Genomic DNA, 16,573 nt, shown 5'->3' on the forward strand with positions numbered 1-16,573 from the left:
GTGTGCCAGGATGATTTCAGTGCAGCTCGTTGAGCGGGGTGAGTAGAGAGGCAGGTTCAAACGCAGATTTTCTCAGTCCCTCTTTCAGAACACCCCTTTGCATCTTGATTTCTGCCTCTTGGCGGTGTAGAATAGCTCACCGTCTTCTGCAAGCTCCCCATGAAAAACCTGTCCCCTACCCAGATCGAGGAGGCCCTGTCCCAAATTCCTAACGAAGGGAATGACCATTTCATCTATGATGTGCTCCTTGCCTATGGCGTCTCCAAAGCTACCATGGCCCGCTTGAAATCAGGCAATTTGGGTGTGCCGCGAGGAGAGGGGGAGATCTTGTGGAAGAATAAGCTTTATTTTATCAAAGCTCCTAGCAGGCAGCTTAAGAGCTTGCTTGTCGAGGCCAAGCAGGACAAGGGCATAATGAGGTACAACCCACGCTTCCTTGTGGCCAGCGATGGGGTGACGTGGGCTTGCTACGATACCAAAACGGGAGATACACGCGAGTTCCCGCGCTGCAAGATTGATGCTCACTACGACTTCTTTCTGCCTTTGGCGGGGTACGAGAAGGGACAAATTGCTGTGGATAGCCTCGCCGATGTGAAGGCAGCCCGTCGGATGGGCAAGCTGTACGACGCCATCAAGCATGATAACCCAAGCATCTCCGAGCATGACATGAACGTTTTCATGGCTAGACTGCTCTTCTGCTTCTTTGCTGAAGACAGCGGCTTGTTCGCTACTGCCGGGGCCTTCACGTCTTCCATCAACAATCTGACTTCTCCCGACGGTTCAGATCTCAATGTTTGGTTCGATCGAATATTCGCGATCATGAATGAGCCGGACGATTCTCCGAAGCGGGAAGCGGCGCCGGAAGCGGTGAGGCAGTTCCCTTACGTAAATGGAGGATTGTTCCGAGATTTGCATGCCTCTCCGCATTTTTCACTCAAGTCGCGGCAAGCCGTTATTGAGGCGGGGTCGTTGGACTGGTCCGGGATTAATACCGACATCTTCGGCAACATGTTTCAAGCGTGCATCTCCCCGGAACAGCGTGCCCATTTGGGTGAGCATTATACCTCTGTCCCGAATATCATGAAAGTTCTCAATCCTCTATTCCTCAATGAACTCCGTGAGGAGTATGAGAAGGCTGTGGGGGATGAGCGCAAGCTTGAGAAACTGTTGATTCGCCTGTGTCAGATCAAATGCTTTGACCCTGCCTGCGGCAGCGGTAACTTTCTCCTCATTGCCTTCAAGGAGCTGCGTAGATTAGAGATGGATGTTGTGGAAGCCCTGGACGATGTGCGTAAACAACTAGGAGCGATCAGAGGAATTCTTCTCCATCAACCGCGCGTTTCCATCAGTCAGTTTTACGGAATCGAGATCGATGATTTCGCACATGAGATCGCTGTGCTTTCTCTCTGGCTTGTGGATCATCAAATGAATCAGGAATTTGAGAAGCGCTTTGCTGCGTCCGTGCCCACTTTGCCCCTCAAGCCTAATGACCATATAGTGCTGGGCAATGCTTTAAGATTGGATTGGGACAAAGTTTGCCCTCATTCAGAACACTTTTCAAGGCCGTTATATTATCTTGACCCTCTATTTGCCAATGCTGAGCCAGTAACGGAAGAATGTGGTGAGACCTTCATTTTTGGCAATCCTCCGTACATAGGAAAAAAAGGTCAGAGCACTGAGCAAAAGGAGGATATGCATCATGTCTTTTTCAATCTCCCTTCGTACCGAATACTTGATTACATTTCTGCTTGGTTTTACCTCGGAGCCCAGTACATCAGGAAAACTCCGTCTCGGTGTGCCTTTGTCTCGACTAATTCTATCACTCAGGGAGAACAGGTCCCCTGCTTGTGGGAACCTATTCTCAAGAGCGGTATAGTTATCGAGTTCGCATATTCATCTTTCAAGTGGACTAATAATGCAAGAAATCAGGCTGGGGTTACCTGCGTAATTCTGGGGATTCGTGACGGAGCCTACGCACGGAAATGCCGTATTTTCGAAGGCGAACATGTTCGGAACGTTGATGAGATATCACCATATGTGCGCTCTGGTAAAACATGGTTTATAAGCTCATTAGATAATCCAATATCAAAGCTTCCTCCAATAGCATTTGGTAATATGCCTGCGGATGATGGCGCTCTGCTTTTGAGCGAGGAAGAAAAAGAAGAATGCATCAGAAGTTTTCCCCCGATCCGGTATCATATTAAGCGATATGTCGGAGCTAGCGAGTTTATAAAAGGTACAGTTAGATACTGTTTTTGGTTGTCAAATTTTGATATTTCTGCCATACAGAACATGCCCTATTTCCGCGAGAGATTTGAGAAGTGCCGTAAATTCAGGTTAGCAAGCACACGAAAAAAAACAAGAGAAAGTGCATTGACGCCTCACCTGTTCTGTGAGATTAGGCACATGAAGGGTCTTTCAATCATATTTCCCAGGGTTTCGTCTGAAAATCGTGAGTATATTCCCATAGGTTTTTTGAATGATGATACTGTGATATCGGATGCGGCATTTGCCATTTATGGAGCGGAACCATGGCTTTTTGCCGTTCTGACGTCAAAGATGCACATGGTGTGGGTGGGGGTTGCGTGCGGGAGACTCAAGACTGATTTCAGATATTCTGCCTCGCTCTGCTATAATACGTTTCCGATCCGGCCGCTCAGTGATGAGGAGAAACAGCGGCTCGAGCTCGCGGCCTTTGGCGTTCTTGATGCGCGCGAAGCGCACAGTGATAAGACTCTGGCCGAATTGTACGACCCGAAGAACATGCCTCCGGATCTGCGAAAAGCACATGACAAAGTGGACGATCTCGTGGATCGTATCTATAACCCCAAGGGTTTCAATAACGATGAAGAGCGATTGATTTGTTTATTCAGCCTGTACGAACAAATGACAGATAGCCAGCAATGAACGAGAATATTTTAACGGTAGAATATCACTGCACCGGCAAGAGCACGGCAACAGATGCGCTTGGAATGCGTGAAATGCAAGCTCGAGCGTATGAAAAACGCAAGGAACAGTATCTCTTACTGAAGGCACCTCCTGCATCAGGGAAGAGCCGCGCCCTCATGTTCTTGGCTCTGTATAAGTTGAATCATCAAGGAATCAAGAAGGCAATTGTCGCTGTGCCTGAGCGCACGATCGGCAGCTCTTTTGCTGCTACTCCGCTGAGTCGGTACGGCTTTGAATACGACTGGGAGCCTGATGAGCGCTACAATCTCTGCACGGTTGGCTCTGACAGTAACTCGGGGAAAATTGCCAAGTTCAAGGAGTTCTTGACAGATTCCACGGCTCGCATCCTCATATGCACTCACGCGACCCTGCGCTTTGCCTTTGAGGGATTGCCGACTGAAGCCTTCAATGAGTGTCTGTTGGCTATTGATGAGTTTCATCACGTTTCGGCCGATCAGACTAATAGCCGCCTGGGGGCGCTCGTGCATGAGGTTTTGAGCAAGACCAATGCTCATGTGATTGCCATGACGGGGTCTTATTTCCGTGGGGATAGTGTCCCTATTCTCTTGCCAGCCGACGAGAGCAAGTTCTCGCGCGTTGTCTATACCTACTACGACCAGCTTAATGGCTACAAGTATTTAAGGAGTCTGGGGATCGGCTATCATTTCTATCAAGGCTCCTATCTTGACGCCATTCCCGAGGTTTTGGATATCAACAAGAAGACGATCATTCACATCCCCAGCGTCAACAGTGCAGCTTCTACGAAAGATAAGAACGCGGAAGTTGACGGAATCCTCGAAGCTATAGGCTGCGTTGAGGGGGCCGACTCGGAGACGGGGATTATCTACGTCAGAGCAAAAGATGGGCGCCGGCTGAAGGTGGCGGATCTTGTCGAGGATACTCCGCTGCGTCGCAACAAAGTTGTCGATTACTTGCGCCATGTTCAGAAACCTGAGGACTTGGACATCATCATCGCTCTTGGCATGGCGAAGGAGGGGTTTGACTGGCCGATGTGTGAGCATGCTCTGACGATTGGGTATCGAAGCTCTCTGACGGAGGTGATTCAGATCATCGGGCGCGCCACGCGCGATTATCCCAACAAGTTTCATACGCAATTTACGAATCTCGTGGCGGCTCCGGCAGCGACGCAGGACGAGGTTATCTTGTCTGTCAACAACTTGTTAAAAGCAATCTCTGCTTCATTGATGATGGAGCAGGTGCTGGCCCCTGATTTTTCTTTCTTGAGTAAGACTGCTAACAGAGAAGAAGATTTGCCTAGGACGATCAAAATTAAGGGCATGAAGGATCCCTCATCTGATCGCGTCAAGGATATCATTGAGAATGACCTTTCTGATCTAAAGGTTGCTCTTTTTCAGGATCCACGAACTCAGAAGTTCATGGCCGATAAGGATCTCTACCCCGAGATTGTGAATCGCTATTTGATCCCTCAGATTATTGAAGAGAAATACGAGGGGCTTGAGGCTGCCGAAGTGGAAGAGATTAAGGATTATCTTCTGGCAGACATCTTTGTCAAGAAGTCGCGGATCGTGGAGGAAGAAAAGGATGGCAAGACGAGACGCTTCATCGAGATCAGCAACCGCTTTATCAATATCGAGGATTTGGATATTAATCTCATCTCGTCCATCAATCCGTTTGAAGATGCTTTTGAGATTTTGTCCAAGCAACTTGATAAACCAACGTTGCGCCTCATCCGTGATGCGATCATGGAGAAGAGAACGGCCATGTCCCTCGAGAATGCAATCATGCACTGGAATGCGATTCGGGAGTTCATCAAGGCAAATGGTGGTCGGGAGCCAGATATGGCATCAGAGGATCGTTTGGAGTCGACACTGGGTGAGGCAATGCTTGTGATCAAAAAAGAGAAGAAACGCAGAGAAGCCGATGGACAATAAACTTGATGCGCGTCTCAGGGCCATTTTTGAGGATGCCGATCGACTTGGCATTGACCTTTCTCTGCCGGAGGCTCATCCTGCCCCGAGTGAGAGAGACAGGCTTGTGGAGTCTTTCGAAGAGATACAAGCCTGGGTTGATAAGCACGGTTCAGAGCCGGAGCTTCAGACACGAAATATCGCGGAACGGCGTCTGGGTGCGCGCTTGAGCGGCCTGCGCATGGATGTGGAAAAGACCCGCAAACTCATGCCTTATGACAGGCACCATCTGCTGGCTTCTCCCCCGACTTCCTTTGACGAGGTCGTGCAATCGGGGTTAGATGACATCATGGCTGCCGCTCCTTCTTCAATTTTCGATACATCTTCTTTACCCAAGAAACGCCGGACTAAGCCTGAGAAGCAGGCGGAGAGGAAGGTCTGCAAAAATTTTGAGGCATACCGCCCTCTGTTTGAACAGTGTCGTGAGGATCTTCTGAGTGGGCGCAGGCACGTTTTCGATGTGGCTGGGCGCAAGCCTGAGCAACTTGAAGCCGGGCATTTTGTCATCTGCCATGACATGCTTGCTTATGTTGCTTCTCGTGAAAAAGAAGAGCACATTTCGTCGTCAAAGCAGAAAAATTTCCGCATACGCTTAATCTATGATAATGGTACGGAGAGTAATGTCCTCGTGAGATCCTTGTACAGGACACTTTACAGTGAAGGAAAACTTATTTCAGAGCTGGAACCGCAAAATCTTGAGCTTTCGCCTGATGTTGTAAAGCCAGGTTCTGACGACAGTGAGGTGGGGGGCTTTATTTATGTACTGCGTTCACTCAGCAAGGATCCTCAGATCAAGGGAATCAAGCATTTGTACAAGATCGGTGTTACCACGGGAAGTGTGGAAGAGAGGGTTCGGAATGCTGAGTCTCAAGGTACGTATTTGATGTCCGGGGTTAAGGTTTTGCTCTCGTACCAGTGTAATTTCCCGAACGTGCACCGGTTTGAGACGCTGATTCACCATCTATTTGACTGTGCTCAGCTGAAACTTGAAGTTGTGGATGAGCACGGCAAGAAAACGTACCCCAGAGAGTGGTATGTAGTTCCGATTTCGGTGATTCGTCAGGCTTTGCCCATGATTTTGGACGGATCGATTGCCGGATTCAAGTATGACCCGAAGCGCAAGCGTTTGGTGAAGAGAAGAGAAAAGAGATGAGCGGCAGCCGCTCCGTTTGGGGTGAGGGTTGTGGGGGAGTGGGGCGCGGGGGCTTCACTCTTCGCTCTTGTCGTGGACGGGGAGCATCATGAGGCGGAAGACGGCGAGGACGGGGAGTTGGACCCAGAGGTAGTACCAGGGGGCGGGGCCGAGGTAGTCGAGGAGGGTGCCGGGGACGGGCGGGCCTTCGGTGTAGCCGTAGTTGGTGCCTAGCCAGTGGTTGATGGGGATGATGAGTAGCACGTAGGCGTCCATGAGGAGGACGGTGCGAAGGTCGTCCCAGCCGCGCGCGCGCCAGCCGAGGAGGACGGGGATGGCGAGGGCGACGACCATGAGGAGGCCGTGTGAGATGAAGAAGACGAAGAAGGCCGCACTGGGGTAGCCGTCTGCCATGGCCGGGGTGATGAGGGCTTGGATGCTGGCGGCGAGGACGCCGAAGTAGACGAGGGCGCAGGCCCAGCGGGGATGCCACCAGAGGGCGATGACGGAGGTGACGCTCATGAAGGAGCAGAAGTGCAGGGGGAGGTTCCATTCCCACGGGCCGTAGGCGTCGCTGAAGGTTCGCCAGATGTATTCGCTGATGAATTGCAGGGCGATGATGATGGCGAGGCTACGGCAGATGAGGCGCCGGCCGCGTTCGCTGCAGCGCCGCCCGAGCCGGAGGATGCCGGCGGCGGTGAGGATGGTGAGGATGAGGGCGATGATGTGCGGGCTGCTCCAGCGGATGAATTCAGGGGCGCTTTCTGCTAGGGTGGGTGGCATGGCAGGGGGAGAGGGGAGCAGGGCTTGGGTGGTGTTGTGTGCGGGGGCGGCGGCGGGGCGGCTGCGGGGTGTGCGGTGTGCAGGGGCTGCGGGGGCGTGGTGCCGGGGTGGCGGGGCGGCGTGTGGTCTGTGTGCCGGGCTGCGTGCGCGGTGTGCCGGGGGCTTAGTAGCCGCCGTCGTCGTCGCCGTCGCGGTGCCACATGCGGGCGAGGTGGGCGCAGGTGACGAGTTGGACTTGGTGGAAGATCATGAGGGGGAGCAGGAGGTTGTTGTCGAGGCTGCCGAAGATGGCCATCATCATGGGGGCGCCGACGGCGAGGCTTTTTTTGGAGCCGCAGAAGACGATGGTGATGCGGTCTTCTCTGCTAAAGCCGAGGAGTTTGCTGCTGAAGTAGGTGGTGGCGTGGATGATGCACAGCAGGATGAGGCAGAGGAGGATGAGGCCGATGAGGTGCCGGGCGTCGAGTTGTGACCAGTAGCCGCCGCGCGTGGCGCCGGAGAAGGCGGTGTAGACGACGAGCCAGATGGTGGTTTGGTCGTTCCAGCCGATGAGTTTGCGGTGGCTGTCGACCCACGGTTTGAGCCAGCGTTGGGCGATTTGTCCGGCGATGAAGGGCAGCAGGATTTGGTAGCAGATTTGCAGGATGGTGTCGAGGCCGACGGCGGCGCCGGAGGCGTTGGCGGTGTGGAAGAGCAGGCCGACGAGCAGGGGGGTGAGGAAGACGCCCAAGAGGCTTGAGGCGGAGGCGCTGCAGACGGCGGCGGGGACGTTGCCGCCGGCGACGGAGGTGAAGGCGATGCTGCTTTGGACGGTGGAGGGGAGGCAGGCGACGTAGATGAGGCCCATGTAGAGGGCGGAGCCGACGAGGCGTTCGCCGAGGGGCTGGACGAGGCTGAAGAAGATGGGGAAGAAGATGAAGGTGAAGAAGGCGACGAGGGCTTGCAGGCGCCAGTGCAGCAGGCCGTCGATGACGGATTGCCGCGAGAGTTTGGCGCCGTACAGGAAGAAGAGCAGGATGATGGCGGCGTTGGTGAGCCAGTCGAAGATGTCGGCTCCGATGCCGTGGCAGGGGAGCAGGAGGCCCAGGATGACGCAGATGATGATGCCGTTGGTGAAGCGGTCGGTTTTGGCGAGGATGCTCAGCAGGCGCTGTTTCATGATTCGCGGGGGGGGAATTCGTAGCCTACTTTGCCTGTCGCCGGGGTGAAGGTGAGGTAGGCGTCGAAGGGTCGCCCGGTTTTGTGGCTGACGAAGTTGCGGATGAGTTCGGTTTTGCCTTTGGTGAGCAGTTGGGTGACGAGGTCGAGGCTGAGGGTGATGCCGCACATGGTGTGCGGGATGACGAGGGGTTTGCGGGTTTTGCCGTAGGCGAGGCCGTCGATGTGCCAGGCGTTTTCGGTTTCAAGTAGTTCGTGTTCTCCTTTGCCTTTGATTTTGATGGGGCCGTGTTTGGTGGCTTGGCTGAGGTCTTCGCGGGTGGCGTCTGAGGCGGTGAAGCGGCGGGCGGCTTTGCTGCCGGCGGGGTCGGTTTTGTGTTTGGTTTCGCGCGGGGGGAATTCGAAGGCGACGTTGCCTTTTTTGGGGTCGATGGTGAGGTAGGCGTCGAAGGGGCGCCGGGTGCGCTGGGAGATGAAGCCGGTGATGAGGTCGGTTTTGCCGGTGGCGAGGAGTTTGTCGAGTTGGTTGCGTTCGATTTGCTGCCCGAGGATGATGCGCGACATGGTGAAGCCTTTGCGGGTGCTGCCTTCGAGGGGGTAGTCGGGGATGCTCCACTGTTTGTCGTTGAGGAAGAGTTCGAGTTGTCCGTGGTCTTTGACGTCGACGAGGCCTTGTGATTCGCTGCCGCCGGGTTCGCCGGCGGGGGTTTTGTCGTTTTCAAAGTAGAATTCGGCTTTCCAGGTGGCGCGTTCGCTCTGGGGTTTGACGAGGCGCAGGCCGGCTTTGAAGGGTTTGCCGAATTTGGAGCGGAAGCCTTCCATGACGGGGAGTTCGCCGCGGGTGATGAGTTCGCTCATTTGGTCGTCGGTGAGGCTGAGGCCGGCGTGGACGCGGCGGATGCGGAATTTGCAGTGGTTGCAGGAGACGGCGTCGACGCGGCTGCCGAGGCCTTGGGCGCCGCAGGCGGGGCAGGTGAGGGGTAGGTCGGGGTTTTTGCCGTTTTTCATGTAGTCGCGTACGGCGTCGACGATTTCGGTGGTGTAGTGCCGTATGTCTTTCATGAAGGTGTCGCGGTCGAGGCGGCCGCTTTCCATTTGTTTGAGGCGGTATTCCCATTCGCCGGTGAGTTCGGGGCTGGAGAGGGTGCTCAGGCCGATTTTGCCCAGCAGGTCGATGAGGTCCATGCCGCGACGTGTGGCGATGAGTTCTTTGCCGTCGCGTACGATGTATTCTTGGGTGATGAGGCCTTCGATGATGGCGGCGCGGGTGGCGGGGGTGCCGAGGCCGCGTTCTTTCATGGCGTAGGCGAGTTCTTCGTCGTCGACGAGTTTGCCCGCGCTTTCCATGGCGGTGAGCAGGGTGGCTTCGGTGTAGGGGGCCGGGGCTTTGGTTTGGTCTTGCCGGGCGTCGACTTGTTGGGCGGTGACGCGTTCTTGCGGGGTGACGGGGCAGAGTTCGTCGCGGCGGTCGCGCTGCCCGGCGGGGTAGAGGGCGCGCCAGCCGGGGCTGAGTTGGACGCGGCCGTGGGTGTAGAAGGTGTCGGTGGCTTCGGGGGTTTGGATGATGGTGGTGCGTTCGGTGTCTTCGTATTCGGCGTTGGGCATGAAGACGCCGAGGAAGCGCTGGACGACGAGGGTGAAGATGCGTGCGGCGTCGCCGCTGAGGGAGACGAAGCGCCCGGTGGGGATGATGGCGAAGTGGTCGCTGACTTTGCTGCTGTCAAAGACGCGTTTGCCGGGTTTGATGCCGCGACGTTCGATGATGCCGCGGGCGTGGGGGGCGAATTCGGGGAGGTTGTCGCGGATGGCTTCAACGGTGCGGGCGGCGATTTTGAGGTAGTCGTCGGGCAGGTATTTGGAGTCGGTGCGCGGGTAGGTGAGGACTTTGTGTTTCTCGTAGCATTCTTGCGCGAGTTGCAGGGTGCGCCGGGCGGAGAAGCCGAAGCGGTTGCTGGCTTCGCGCTGCAGGGAGGTGAGGTCGAAGAGTTGCGGCGCAGGGACGGAGACGGGTTTTTTGGTTTCGCTGACGCGTCCTTCGCGGCCGCGGCAGCGCTCGGCGATGGCTCGGGCGGTGGCTTCGTCCCAGATGCGGTCGCGGGTTTTTTGCGGTTCTTTGGGGTTTTTGCGCCAGTCGGGGTTGATCCATTTGCCGTCGTAGGTGCCGGCTTGGGCTTGGAAGGTGGCGTGAACTTCGTGGTAGGGTTCGGGGACGAAGGCGAGGATTTCTTTTTGACGCGCGGCGAGCAGGGCGAGGGTGGGGGTTTGTACGCGGCCGGTGGGGGTGACGTTGAAGCCGCCGGCTGCTGATTGCAGGACGGTGAGGGCGCGTGTGCTGTTGAGGCCGACGAGCCAGTCGGATTCGGAGCGGCAGACGGCGGCGTCGGCGAGGTCGGCCATGTCGGCGTCGCTCTTGAGTTTGCTCCAGGCTTCGAGGATGGCGTCGTCTGTCATGCTCTGCATCCAGAGGCGCGAGATGGGTTTGCGGATGTTGCCGAAGCGGATGATGTTGCGGAAGATGAGTTCGCCTTCGCGCCCGGCATCGCAGGCGTTGACGAGGGCGGTGACTTCTTTGCTGCGTGCGAGTTTGAGGACTTTTTTGAGGCGATCGGCCGATTTGGCGATGGGCTCGAGTTCCATGTGCGCGGGCATGACGGGCAGGTAGTCCATTTTCCACGGCAGGCTTTTGCCGTCGGCGGTCTGCGGTTTTTTCTGTTCGACGAGGTGGCCGACGGCGGAGGTGATGATGAGCGTGTCGTTGCTGTAGCTGCCGGTGGCGCTGTCTTTGCTGAATTTGCCGAGTCGCTTGCCCAGAACGCGGGCGAGGTCTGTCGCGACGCTGGGTTTTTCTGCAATGATGAGAGTCTTGGACATGGAGTCTGCCGTGGGGGGATGGTTTCGGTCGTTTCTTTCGGTCGTTTCGCTTGCGGTGCCCGGCCGCGTGCGGCGGTCGGGAGGCTCGGCCGCAGCCGCGGATCCTGGTGATCCGGCATCGGCGCGGCGGCTTTCAAGGCGTATTAGATGCAGGCGAATGGGGTAAATGTCAAGCTAAAACTGCGGCATGCGGTGTTTTCTTGCAGGCGGGCGGGGGCGGGTCTGTGTTTGTGTGATCAGGCGGGCTTGACGGTGCCGCGTGGGGTGTCGTATAATGGCGCTGCATGAACTCTCGACCGGCTATTGCAGTGGATTTCGGCGGTACGACGATTAAGATTGGCGTGACTTGCGGCAGTGATATTCTTGAGAAGGCGCAGCCTTTGCCGACTCCGGCTTACGGAAGCCCGGAGGAGATTATGGATGCGATGTGCGCGACGATGAAGGGCTTGCGCGATCGCCACCCGGATGTGTGCGCGGTGGGGCTCGGGATGCCGGGCTGGGTTGATTTTTACAAGGGTGTGTTGTATCAGCTGACGAATGTGGCGGTGTGGAATCGCGAGGTGCCGGTGCGCGATGTGATGCAGCAGCAGCTGGGCTTGCCCGTGGTGCTGGATAATGATGCGAATTGCATGGGCTATGCGGAGTGGAAGCTCGGCGCGGGGCAGGGGCTTGAGAGTTTGGTTTGCCTGACGCTGGGGACGGGTATCGGCGGGGCGGTGATTGTGCACAATCGCCTGCTGCGCGGCCGCAATGTGTCGTCGGGTGAGCTGGGGCAGACGAGTATTCATTTCCGCGGCCGCGTGGGGCCTTTCGGCAATCGCGGCGCGATTGAGGAGTATATCGGCAATAATGAGCTGGCGGCGGAGGCGGTGGCGCGCTATGCGGCTGCGGGGGTGCAGCGTCCCGCTGAGGATTGCACGCCTTACAAGCTGGAGCTGGCGGCGCGCGCCGGTGATGCGATTGCGAAGGGGCTTTACGATGAGTTTGCGGAGATGCTGGCGTGTTTGGTGATGAATATGATGTATGCGGTGGTGCCGGATGCGTTCATCATCGGCGGCGGTGTGGCGAAGGCGGGGGATTTGCTTTTTGAGCCGCTGCGTGCGCGTTTGCACGAGCAGCTTTTCCGCGTGCACGATGCCAATTTGCGCTTGCTGCCGGCTTGCTTCGGGTCGGATGCCGGGCTCATCGGGGCCGGGCTGATGGCGCAGCATTACGCCGACGGGACGCTGCTGTGAGGGGTGCTCGCCGGAGCAGCCGTGCGGCCGCCCCGCCCGGGCTGCGCCGCTGCCGCACCTTTTCGGGCCGCGCCGCGGCCGAGCCGAGGCCGTGTGGCCGCCGCCGTGGCCGCTGTGGCCGGGTGTGTTGCTGGCCGCGTGTGTTGCTGGCCGGGTATGCCGAAGCCCCGCAGGTTCGCGGAACCTGCGGGGCTTGGTGTCTTTCGGGCGGCGGCGCACCGGGGCGCCTGCCGCGCTTACTTTTCGAGCAGTTTGGCGATGAGCGCCGAGCTGTTGTCGGCGAGTTTCGCCGGGTCTTCGAGCAGGCCCGCGCGCAGCAGGGCCGTGTCGATGATCTGGCCGGCCAGCAGGCGCGCTAGGTCTTCGTCGCTGCTGCGCAGTTCGGCGAGCTTCTGCACGATGGGGTTGTGCGGGTTGAAGGCGATTTCGGGGTGCGATTCGGGCACTTCCTGCCCCATGGCCTTGAGGTAGGCGCGCACCTCGGGCGTGACGTCGTGCTCGGCCTGCAGGGCGATGGCGGGCGCCGAGCTCACGCGGTTGGTCGTGGTGACTTTGCTGAACTGGTCTTTGAAGGCCTCGCTCACCCAGTCGGTCAGCCCCTTGGCGCTCTCTTCGTCGAGGCCGGGCTCTTTGTTTTCGTCGTCCAGCGGGGGAAGGTCGAGGTTGGAGCGGTCGATGGCCTTGATGTCTTTGTCGTCGACGCGCATCAGGCTGTCGATGACGAACTGGTCGCCGTTTTCAGTCATGAAGGCCACCTCGAAGCCGCGTGCCTTGAGCGCATCGAGGTAGGGCGAGTGCTCGAGCTGGGCGCGGGAGAGCCCGTAGAGTACGTAGATGTCTTTCTGATTCTCCTTCATGCGGCTGATGTAGTCCGCGAAGCTCGTCAGCTTGCCGGGCTCGGTGAAGGTGGACTCGAAGCGCAGCAGCTTGCCCAGCTCGTTCTTGTATTCCCAAGTCGTCACGACGCCCTCTTTGAGGTAGCGGCCGAATTGGAGCCAGAACTTGTTGTAGCGCTCTTCGTCGTTCTTGGCGACGCCTTCGAGGTGCTTGATGAAGCGCTTGGTGATGATGCCCGAGATTTTGCGCAGCAGGGAGTTGTCCTGCAGCATCTCGCGGGAGATGTTCAGCGGCAGGTCTTCGCTGTCCACCACGCCGGTGAGGAAGCGCAGCCAATCGGGCAGCAGCTTCTCGGGCTTGCTGTCGATGAGCACCTTGTGGCAGTAGAGCGCGACGTTCGGCTCGCAGCGCCCGAAGCCCATGGATTCCGGGTTTTCTTCGGGAACGAAGAGAACGGAGTTGAGCACGATGGGCGCGTCGGCGCTGAAGTGCATGTAGGTCAGCGGCTTGCTGTCAGTATGGCCGATGAACTGGTAGAAGGCGTCGTACTCCTCGGGCGTGACGTCCTTTTTGTTTTTCATCCAGATGGCCTGAACGGTGTTGAGGTGCTCGCCGTTGTAGTCGATCGGGAAGCCGACGAAGTTGCTGTATTTCTCGACGATGTAGCGCGTGTGGTCGGCTTTGCTGAAGTTGGCGGCGTCTTCCTTGAGGTGAATCAGGATGGAGGTGCCGCGCGGGGTGTCGTCGGCCGCCTCTTCGAGGCTGTAGCCGTCGCGGCCGTCGCTCGACCACTTCACGGCCTTGGCGTCGGGCTGCCACGAGCGCGTCGTGACCTCGACGCTTTCCGCCGCCATGAAGACGCTGTAGAAGCCCACGCCGAACTGGCCGATGAGGTCTTGCGTGCCGCCCTGGCTCTCCTTCATCGCTTCGAGGAATTTCTTGGTGCCCGAGTGAGCGATGGTGCCGAGGTATTCGACGACTTCGTCCTGCGTCATGCCGATGCCCGAGTCGGCGATGGTGAGGGTGCGGTCTTCTTCGTTGGTGGTGATGGCGATGCGCAGTTCGCGCTCGGGCTGGTAGATGTCCGCCTGCGTCAGCTGCTTGAGTCTCAGTTTCTCGAGGGCGTCGGAGGCGTTGGAGACGAGCTCTCGCACGAAGACTTCGCGGTCGCTGTAGAAGGCGTGAATCACGATGTCGAGCAACTGACGAACCTCTGTCTGGAATTGATGTGTTGTGTTTGCCATAAGAGTAACGATAGGAAAGGGGAAGGCGACCGCCGAAACGCGGCCTCTGTACGGCCCTTATTGTACGAGCGAATGCGCGGACGTCAAGGGGCAAAATGTGCCATGCGAACCGCCGTTTGCTTCCGCCGCACGAGCTGCCGCGCAAAGGGCTTGACTTGAGGGCTTCTCGGCTCTACAATCGCACCATGTTGAAGCCCTGTCTCGCTCTTTTCATGCTGTCGCCTCTCGCTTGCTGCTTCGGTGCCGATGCACGCGCGGCCGGGTCTGCGGCTGCTCAGGATGATGCGGCGCCGGCCGTGGCGCCGGGCTACGTCTCGGTCGCTGCGACGGAGGTGCCGGCGGAGACGCTCCGGCAGTGGACGGCGGAGCTGCAGCAGGCGCTGAGTCGGCAGCTCGAGCTCGTCAGCGGGGTGCGCGATGCCGGCAGTGCGTCGGCGGCCGTGGCGCCGCTGGGTGCCCTGCTGGGGGAGATGGGGGCGATGCAGGGGCGCATGAGGGCCGACGCGCTGCGCGTTTACATCGACAATACGCCTGATGTCAAGGCTCCCTTCATCGAGCTGCTCCAGCAGACGGCGGTGCAGTTCAAGCGGCTCAGCGATGCGGATTTTTACGGCTGTGCACCGCTTCGTGCGCTTCTTGCCCCGCAGCTCGGCACGGATGCCGGCGACGATGAGGCGGCGGCAGCGGGTGAAGCCGCCGACCGATAGGATCGGGATCGGGCGAGGCACCGGGCTTGCCGGAGTGCGGAGGGGCGGCACTGTGCCCGAGCGCGGGCGGCTGCTCCGGGATGCGTTTCGGAGGCGGGGGGCGTTTCAGAGCGACGGGGTGTCGGCGGCGTTGCCGCGCTCGCGCAGCAGGTGTTGCACGTGGCGCAGCTCTTCATCCATGTAGTCGGGCAGGTTATCGCGGTGCGAGGCCATCTGGCGCAGCACTTCGTCGCGGTAGGCGATGGCGCGCCGGTATGATTCTTCCTCTGAGCCGCATTGCAGATCAGAGAAGTAGCGCGTGATGATGCGCCCGCAGCGTTGAATGCTCACGCGCCAGCCCTGAAAATCGGTGTTTTCGTACGTGTATCGGGTGATGTTTTTCGCTTTCATGTGCCTCGTTACAGGTTCGACACGTCCCCGGTAGCGCCGTTGAAAAATGATTAGAGTTAGAATGCGCTTTCACCTGCGGCATCAAGAGACTGCGCCGCTTTTTCTCTGGCGCATCGGCGGGGCCTGCCTCCGTCGGCAACGCGGGCGGCGGTTCGCGATTGACAAAGACCGCCGGCCGTGTTACCTTAGGAATCATCGCCATGTACCGCCCGCTTCTCAAGCTTCTGCTTTCTCTCCTGCTGCTGCCCCTTGCGGCGGTGGCCGTGCCCGGCGCCTCCGCCGCCGGTGATGACGGCGCCAAAGCCAAGCCCGCCGCCAAGGCTCCCGAGACCATCAGCCGCGATTACCAGAAGGAAATCGACCTGCTGCGGGCGGCTGCCGACAAACTCGCCGCCGTCAACAGCGAGGAGAGCGCCAAAGACGTCTCCCGCAAACTCAGCCGCGACTTCCACGCCATGCCCCCCCTCGTCACCGGCAACGAGAAAGAAATCATCGCTCTTTCGGAGGCTCGCAACGCCGTGAGTCGCCACATGATGCGCCTCAAAAAGGAGGAGTGGTTCGTCAGCTCGGGTCTGCAAGACGCGTGGACTCTCATGACGGACGCCTTCTCGCGCCGACGTGCCAACACCCCCGGCCAGCGCCGCATGCGCATCCCCCGCAACCGATGAACGCCGCCCGACACGCCGCCGCTTGGCTCAGCCTTGCCGCCTGCCCGTTGACGGCCGCTGCCGCTCTTGCCGCCGAGCAGGCGAGTTCGGCGGCTACCGCGCCGGAGCGGGAGGAAGCCGTGCCGATTATCGGTCTGAGCGCCGATGATGTCGAAAGCCTGATTCGCGAGTCCTCTCCCGCAGCCCCTGCGGAGCCGCGTGCGCCGCGCGTTCCCGAACTTGAGCTCGGCCGCGAGGGCCTGCCGCCGAGCTCCGCGCTCGGCGGTGCCCCGGCAGCCCCCGGCCCGCTCAGCCGCGAGTATCGCGACATCGTCTACGCCGACTTGGCCGAATGGATTGCCGCCATGCGTCTCAGCGATGCAGAGGCCCGCGACGTGCGCCTCATCGCCCTGCTGCACAAACTCAACCCCATGGCCTCCGTCGAGATGAAGCCCGAGGCCTACATGGAGGCCTTGCGCCTGCACCACGCCGCGCTGCGCGGCAGCGCCGAGGCTCTCGAAAAACTGGCCGACGCCTTTGAAAGCGGCCAACTGGGCTCCCTGCGCTTCGTCAAGGACGCATCGGCTGCCGACTATTACCGCCGCCGCGCCGCCTCCGCCCTCCCCGGCATCCCGCGCTGAGCGCGGCTTGCGGGGGCACGGCGGCACGCT

At 58.7% G+C, this 16,573-nt stretch carries 12 protein-coding genes; 7 read left to right on the forward strand and 5 right to left on the reverse strand.

The window, feature by feature from the left end; genetic code table 11:
- The first annotated feature begins 159 nt into the window (after positions 1-159).
- From AC6UAL_RS05495 to AC6UAL_RS05505, 3 genes are read left to right on the forward strand one after another with little or no spacing between them, the layout of a single operon-like run.
- Positions 160-2,907 (forward strand): DNA methyltransferase, encoded by a 2,748-nt coding sequence (locus AC6UAL_RS05495; protein WP_500682366.1) that lies wholly within the window; start codon positions 160-162, stop codon positions 2,905-2,907.
- Entirely contained in the window at positions 2,904-4,862 is a 1,959-nt protein-coding gene (locus tag AC6UAL_RS05500; protein WP_500682367.1) for a DEAD/DEAH box helicase, read from the forward strand. Before AC6UAL_RS05495 ends, AC6UAL_RS05500 begins: the two co-directional genes overlap by 4 nt.
- Positions 4,852-6,051, forward strand: a complete 1,200-nt coding sequence (locus tag AC6UAL_RS05505) for a GIY-YIG nuclease family protein (RefSeq protein ID WP_500682368.1) — start codon at positions 4,852-4,854, stop codon at positions 6,049-6,051. Before AC6UAL_RS05500 ends, AC6UAL_RS05505 begins: the two co-directional genes overlap by 11 nt.
- A 54-nt stretch (positions 6,052-6,105) precedes the next feature.
- Here the strand turns inward: AC6UAL_RS05505 and AC6UAL_RS05510 are convergent, their stop codons facing one another.
- The 3 genes from AC6UAL_RS05510 to AC6UAL_RS05520 form a co-directional block, all read right to left on the reverse strand.
- On the reverse strand, positions 6,106-6,813 hold the full coding sequence (locus tag AC6UAL_RS05510) for a YwaF family protein (protein WP_500682369.1): 708 nt from the start codon (positions 6,811-6,813) through the stop codon (positions 6,106-6,108).
- Positions 6,814-6,976: 163 nt separating this feature from the next.
- On the reverse strand, positions 6,977-7,972 hold the full coding sequence (locus AC6UAL_RS05515) for a bile acid:sodium symporter family protein (protein WP_500682370.1): 996 nt from the start codon (positions 7,970-7,972) through the stop codon (positions 6,977-6,979).
- On the reverse strand, positions 7,969-10,842 hold the full coding sequence (locus tag AC6UAL_RS05520) for a type IA DNA topoisomerase (protein WP_500682371.1): 2,874 nt from the start codon (positions 10,840-10,842) through the stop codon (positions 7,969-7,971). The genes AC6UAL_RS05515 and AC6UAL_RS05520 overlap by 4 nt, the downstream gene beginning before the upstream one ends.
- Positions 10,843-11,126: 284 nt before the next feature.
- Between AC6UAL_RS05520 and AC6UAL_RS05525 the strand changes: the two genes are divergently transcribed.
- Positions 11,127-12,077, forward strand: coding sequence for an ROK family protein (locus tag AC6UAL_RS05525; protein ID WP_500682372.1), 951 nt, complete (start codon positions 11,127-11,129; stop codon positions 12,075-12,077).
- Positions 12,078-12,313: 236 nt separating this feature from the next.
- Here the strand turns inward: AC6UAL_RS05525 and htpG are convergent, their stop codons facing one another.
- Positions 12,314-14,158, reverse strand: coding sequence for a molecular chaperone HtpG (htpG, locus tag AC6UAL_RS05530; protein WP_500682373.1), 1,845 nt, complete (start codon positions 14,156-14,158; stop codon positions 12,314-12,316).
- A 185-nt stretch (positions 14,159-14,343) separates the two neighbouring features.
- On the opposite strand from htpG, the gene AC6UAL_RS05535 reads away from it, so the two are divergent.
- Entirely contained in the window at positions 14,344-14,865 is a 522-nt protein-coding gene (locus AC6UAL_RS05535) for a hypothetical protein (RefSeq protein ID WP_500682374.1), read from the forward strand.
- 105 nt (positions 14,866-14,970) lie between these two features.
- On the opposite strand, the gene AC6UAL_RS05540 is transcribed toward AC6UAL_RS05535, so the two are convergent.
- On the reverse strand, positions 14,971-15,255 hold the full coding sequence (locus AC6UAL_RS05540) for a hypothetical protein (protein ID WP_500682375.1): 285 nt from the start codon (positions 15,253-15,255) through the stop codon (positions 14,971-14,973).
- Positions 15,256-15,455: 200 nt separating this feature from the next.
- Here AC6UAL_RS05540 and AC6UAL_RS05545 point away from each other — a divergent pair, with 200 nt between their 5' ends.
- Together AC6UAL_RS05545 and AC6UAL_RS05550 are read left to right on the forward strand one after the other, a co-directional pair.
- Positions 15,456-15,923, forward strand: a complete 468-nt coding sequence (locus AC6UAL_RS05545; protein ID WP_500682376.1) for a hypothetical protein — start codon at positions 15,456-15,458, stop codon at positions 15,921-15,923.
- Positions 15,920-16,543, forward strand: a complete 624-nt coding sequence (locus AC6UAL_RS05550; RefSeq protein WP_500682377.1) for a hypothetical protein — start codon at positions 15,920-15,922, stop codon at positions 16,541-16,543. Before AC6UAL_RS05545 ends, AC6UAL_RS05550 begins: the two co-directional genes overlap by 4 nt.
- Positions 16,544-16,573 lie beyond the last annotated feature (30 nt).

The organism is Candidatus Parakkermansia intestinigallinarum, from assembly GCF_944389695.1.
Lineage (GTDB): Bacteria > Verrucomicrobiota > Verrucomicrobiia > Verrucomicrobiales > Akkermansiaceae > Akkermansia > Akkermansia intestinigallinarum.

Bases quoted from the DNA above. Each gene is read 5' to 3' on its own strand.
- AC6UAL_RS05495 (WP_500682366.1), top strand. From the start codon at position 160: ATGAAAAACCTGTCCCCTACCCAGATCGAGGAGGCCCTGTCCCAAATT.
- AC6UAL_RS05500 (WP_500682367.1), top strand. From the start codon at position 2,904: ATGAACGAGAATATTTTAACGGTAGAATATCACTGCACCGGCAAGAGC.
- AC6UAL_RS05505 (WP_500682368.1), top strand. From the start codon at position 4,852: ATGGACAATAAACTTGATGCGCGTCTCAGGGCCATTTTTGAGGATGCC.
- AC6UAL_RS05510 (WP_500682369.1), bottom strand. From the start codon at position 6,813: ATGCCACCCACCCTAGCAGAAAGCGCCCCTGAATTCATCCGCTGGAGC.
- AC6UAL_RS05515 (WP_500682370.1), bottom strand. From the start codon at position 7,972: ATGAAACAGCGCCTGCTGAGCATCCTCGCCAAAACCGACCGCTTCACC.
- AC6UAL_RS05520 (WP_500682371.1), bottom strand. From the start codon at position 10,842: ATGTCCAAGACTCTCATCATTGCAGAAAAACCCAGCGTCGCGACAGAC.
- AC6UAL_RS05525 (WP_500682372.1), top strand. From the start codon at position 11,127: ATGAACTCTCGACCGGCTATTGCAGTGGATTTCGGCGGTACGACGATT.
- htpG (WP_500682373.1), bottom strand. From the start codon at position 14,158: ATGGCAAACACAACACATCAATTCCAGACAGAGGTTCGTCAGTTGCTC.
- AC6UAL_RS05535 (WP_500682374.1), top strand. From the start codon at position 14,344: ATGTTGAAGCCCTGTCTCGCTCTTTTCATGCTGTCGCCTCTCGCTTGC.
- AC6UAL_RS05540 (WP_500682375.1), bottom strand. From the start codon at position 15,255: ATGAAAGCGAAAAACATCACCCGATACACGTACGAAAACACCGATTTT.
- AC6UAL_RS05545 (WP_500682376.1), top strand. From the start codon at position 15,456: ATGTACCGCCCGCTTCTCAAGCTTCTGCTTTCTCTCCTGCTGCTGCCC.
- AC6UAL_RS05550 (WP_500682377.1), top strand. From the start codon at position 15,920: ATGAACGCCGCCCGACACGCCGCCGCTTGGCTCAGCCTTGCCGCCTGC.